1 protein-coding gene is annotated in these 4593 nt (G+C 57.3%); it reads right to left on the bottom strand.

The window, feature by feature from the left end; translation table 11 throughout:
* Positions 1–133: 133 nt before the first annotated feature.
* Positions 134–4186, bottom strand: a complete 4053-nt coding sequence (locus VQ045_RS21250) for an Eco57I restriction-modification methylase domain-containing protein (RefSeq protein WP_331831538.1) — start codon at positions 4184–4186, stop codon at positions 134–136.
* Between the last annotated feature and the right edge of the window lie 407 nt (positions 4187–4593).

Here is a 4593-nt window from a genome sequence, read left to right as displayed (position 1 = left end):
TCATCCCCGCCCTCGGCCAAAGGCACGAAGGCTATCACTGGCGGAGTTTTGCTCCGGCCAACAGCCAGATATCCGGCCGCTTCAGTGGTGGATTTTTGCACCGGCGCTCTCATTCCCCGCGATTTTCGGTTGCTCACCCCTGCACGACCGCGTCCGGATTACCCGCTGCTAATGCGTTCATGTAGTGCAGGCATAGGTCTCGTGATCGGTAGCTTCCCCAGGTGGAAATCTCTTCCCGCTCGACAATAGGGAATGTCGAATAGATGTACCGGACATTCTCCCGATCGGTAATGCCGTACAGGTGGAAAAAGACGGCATCGAGCTTAGCCCGTAGACGCAGCCGTCGGTCATCGTCCCAGACAAAAGGCGGCTTGACGCTTCCATCCTCTTCCACGTAGCCAAGATCCATGGCGAAGGGGGCCATGTCATGTGCTGTGTATGTGAGTTCCAGCACGGCTTCGCGGATCACTACTGAGGCCGATTTCGCGCCAAAGCTGACCTCCTCGTATTTAGCAGGGGGTACGACCGGTAGCTGCTCCACAATGTACCAGTTCAAATGCGTGCTCTGAGCCTTTTGGCGAACCACATAATCAAGGCAGATAGAGGCAAGGTTTGCTAGCAGTTCCGGGGCCGGATTTGGACGATCGCCACTAAGAATCAAAGGTAAGGTGTTGCCAGCTCCAATTCGTGGAAGCGCGCTTACGATCATTGTCCGTACATCCGTGGCTCGGGCAATGTCTCTAAATCCGATAGCCCAACTGCTGGACTCGGGTAGGGTGATCTCTCGTGCCGGCACCCAGTATTGAGGCGTGGTTACAAAGTCTGGGTCGGCCTTGTCTTCGGGTGCAACATCGCCGCTAAGGGCGGCATTATGTAGGTTCGCTTCGTTCAGGCGCACTGATGCCGCACGATGGTCGAAGATATGAATCATGCGACCTACGTAAAGCGGAACCCATTCCCCGCCAGCACTCCCGTATCTGTTTTCCCCAATCGGATAAGCCCCCTCTTGGTCCTCTAATTCAGCCTTCGTTCGGAACAGGCCACTGTCGTTGGTCATATCGAACATACGCATGTATCGAACGGGCCACGCTCTTAATTCCGCATCGCCTGACCTGTCCACAAGCACGGGCAACCGTTCGTATATTGCCCTTGTCAGTTCCGCATCTTGGCGTGAACGAAAGATTGGTGCTGTGCCAGTGTTCGGATTCACACGCGCAAAGTCGTCTGCGCTCAGCTCAAAACAACGGTCGGGATCATTCACCTCTTCGACGGCATGTAAATAAAAGGCGCACTTCGCAGCGCGTGGCGTCGGCGATCGACTGGCTACGAAAATGCAAAATTTGAACGAGGCATGCACGTCCGGAAAGAACACCTTTCTGTTCTCAAAATCGTACAGTGCCTGTAACCGCCCCTCTGTCGCCACGCCTTTGAAGAAAATAGATGCCCCCTTGTCCGAGGCGATTCCCGAGGGTGTAAGTAGGCCCACGATCCCGTCTGGCTTCACCAGCGCCATCGCCCGTTCAACGAACAGGGAGTAGAGGTTGATATCGCCAGAGGAGAGAAGCGGGTAGTCGCCGCCTGTCCGGGCTAGTCGGGTCGCTGTTTCCGCTCGTTTGCTAGCTTTATTGTAGTCAGCATGTAGGGGGTCTGACGAGGCACGAAGCTTGGCAATCAGACGTTCACGCTCCGATGCACGTTGCGCCATGGCGATGTCGGGACGACGTGCCGCGAACCACTCGACCTGTTGGAGTTTCATGCGATCCCAAGGCGGATTGCCTATGACTGCATCAAAGCCTCCCTGTAGCTCGTCGTTCTCCCAATCTGTCCAAACGCCTGGAAAGGCCACCTGCCAGTGCAGGAAGTGCTCTTCCGCAATTAATGTCTGTGCTTCCGCCAGCAGCCCTCGCATGGCTTCAATATCTCGTACGCCTTCCAGTGCTTTCCTACCGAGCAGCACGTCGACGGGCTCACCGAATTGACCGTCAAAGAAATTCTGTACGAGCCGCTTGCGCGCCTTGTCGCGAACATTGATCCAATCGAGCGCGTGGATGAATGACAGCAATGCATTAAGCGGCGCGGTCATGTCGGTAATCTGATCGAAGATATCTTGCGACCTGTACGCCTCGGCTATCTCCGCATCAGTAAGTCCCTCGACAATCTGCATCTGTGATGCCGACTGCAGTGCTTTGCGTATAGGGCCATGCAGCACCAGCGGTGAGCCATACCGCGTGACCTTCTGAACGCCCGTCAGTACCCATTCGCCAAACAGGCTGTCGCCGGCTCGTAGATGATGATCGAGAAAGCTGAGTGGCGCGCCCACGGTGAAGGTATGGAGCCACAGCGCAACCTTCGCCAACTCGACGGCCATGGGGTTCTTGTCGACGCCATAGACGCAACGCTTGAGAACCATGCGCCGGATGATGTGCCGATCGTCCAACTGGTCTTCGTTGACGGTCCAGCCGCCTTCCTCGGCGTTGCTGAGAATGGTATTTCGGATGTCTTCGATCCGTTGGGCCAACGGCGAGTGATAGTCCGCCCACTCCACAACCACTTCGGCCTCGGCCATGGCCTCCAGCACGCTGTCGGCCAGCTTGTCCACGAGGCTTACAAGGAAATGACCTGACCCCATCGCCGGGTCGCACACCTTAAGCTCAAGGAGCTTCTGCGCAGGGTCCATGCGGGTCAGTGAGCCGCGCCGGTTCGTGCCCGCCGCTTTGCTCGCCAACGCTTCGCTTTGCGCTCTGAAGGCCCCCGTATGGCGCGCCACGAGTGGCTGAAGCGTCTCGGCGAGGATCAACCCCACAAGATCGTCGGGAGTATAATAGCTGCCCGATCCTTTACGCGCAAAAATGTTAGGCTGTACCCGCACACCTTCTTCGTCTCGTATAACCTCCCATTCCAGAAGTCGTTCGTAGATTGAGCCTAGTTGCTGCACGCTCAGGTCGCGGTAATTGATGTATCGTCGCTGTCCATCGATTCTCGTGAACGACAACGTATCGATCACTGCGGCCATCAGTGCGTCGCCCAGCCGTATCTTCGTCAGAAGGGGCGTGCGGTCCCTATTGAACAACCCGCCATTGTAGGGCGGCAGGCCTATCGATTTGTCACCTGTATCAATGGCCCTGCAAAGGTCATCGAGGACACCCCAGTAGCGCGCCGCACTGGTCGAAAAGACGTCGTTCTGATCTTTGCGCCTTCCAACATCGAGCCGAACCTTATCCCGCAGCCCGTAGTCGTCGTAACGACTGTCTCTGACGGGAAGCAGTTCCCGGTCCTCGGCATAGAGGATGAACAGGAGCCGGTAGAGCAGGATCAGCGCTGCCTCCCGTACCTCTTGTAGGTCCGCGTCCGCATCGGCGTCCGCTATGCCTCTTGCCAGCGAAGGAAATACTGAACCGAACACGAGGTCCGACAGGTCTTTTGCCACGCGCTCTTCGTAGAACTTGCCCTCGGCCAGCGCTCGCTGGTGAAAGGTAAGCTGGTCGGTGCCAATCTCGAATGCCAACCTGCGGAAGGTGAGTAGGAAGACCTTGAGCCAATGGACTCGATCCGCTTCATCTAACGCGAACAGCCCGTGATCGAAGCCGTCCAGTCCAAGGACGAGGCCCAGGTCGAGCTCGAAAAAGTCCTCTGCAATGGATTGCGCACCGGAATAGTAGAGACGCCAGCGCAAGCCGTTCGTAAGAATGCCCCAGCGCAGACTGCCGTTGGTAAGGTCGTCCACTCTGCGTAGATATCGCAGCATCTGAGTAGACGGGGCGGTCACCTCGTCGCGTTGCTCCGAGCGTCTGTCCAAAGGTCGTAGCCAGCGCTTGCTTTCCAAAACTGCAACACCGAACTCGTACCGCCGCCATTCCTCAGGGCCGGCATTGGCACGGGTCTTCGCATCCCGGTCGATGAACAGAAGGGCGTCGGGCACGTCCCTGCGTCCCGTTGTCGTCAGGTTCTGCTGAGTCAGGTAGTCACGCCACCCAAGTGCCCCGAGGATGGGCCAGATTAGGTCCTGTTCCGTCGTGGCCTCATTGGGCGTCTGGCCGGTCGGAAAGGCTGCGTAGATGTTGCTGAGGGTCGTTTGAACGTGGGACAGGTCGGTGTCCGATATCGTGTCCCAGTCCGGCGAGGCGGCAATGGAACTTTCGACAAAATCGCTCGTGAACAAGCTGCCCTGATACGCCCCTGAGGCCACGCTGCACTTCCCTCAGCAACTCCACGCCTCGCATCCGAGGGTGTATACATTTCGCTCAAATCACTCGTGGTGGAGCCTGCATCTATCCCTGTGAAAGGCAATAGCTGTCGGACCGCATCGAAGCTGTACTCACGCGGCGATTTGTTCGTCCGTTTCCAATCGTGGCATCTCCGCCCCGCCCTTCACTCTGTTCTGTCTCCGCCAAAGCGGTTGTAGGTTCGCGTAGTGGCATAGGTGGAGCAGGTGGTTGTAGGATCGCGCAATCGCCAGCGGCGCAACATGATCGACCTCCCATTGAAGCGTCCCGGGTTTTCCGGAGGCTCCTATCTGTGAGAAGGAGCTACGATGAGCAAGACGACCAGGAAGTTTTCACCCGAGGTACGTGAGCGAGCGGTCCGGATGGTTGG

The organism is Aurantimonas sp. E1-2-R+4 (assembly GCF_036549515.1).
GTDB lineage: Bacteria > Pseudomonadota > Alphaproteobacteria > Rhizobiales > Rhizobiaceae > Aurantimonas > Aurantimonas coralicida_A.
This window is presented reverse-complemented; position numbering and strand designations above follow the sequence as displayed.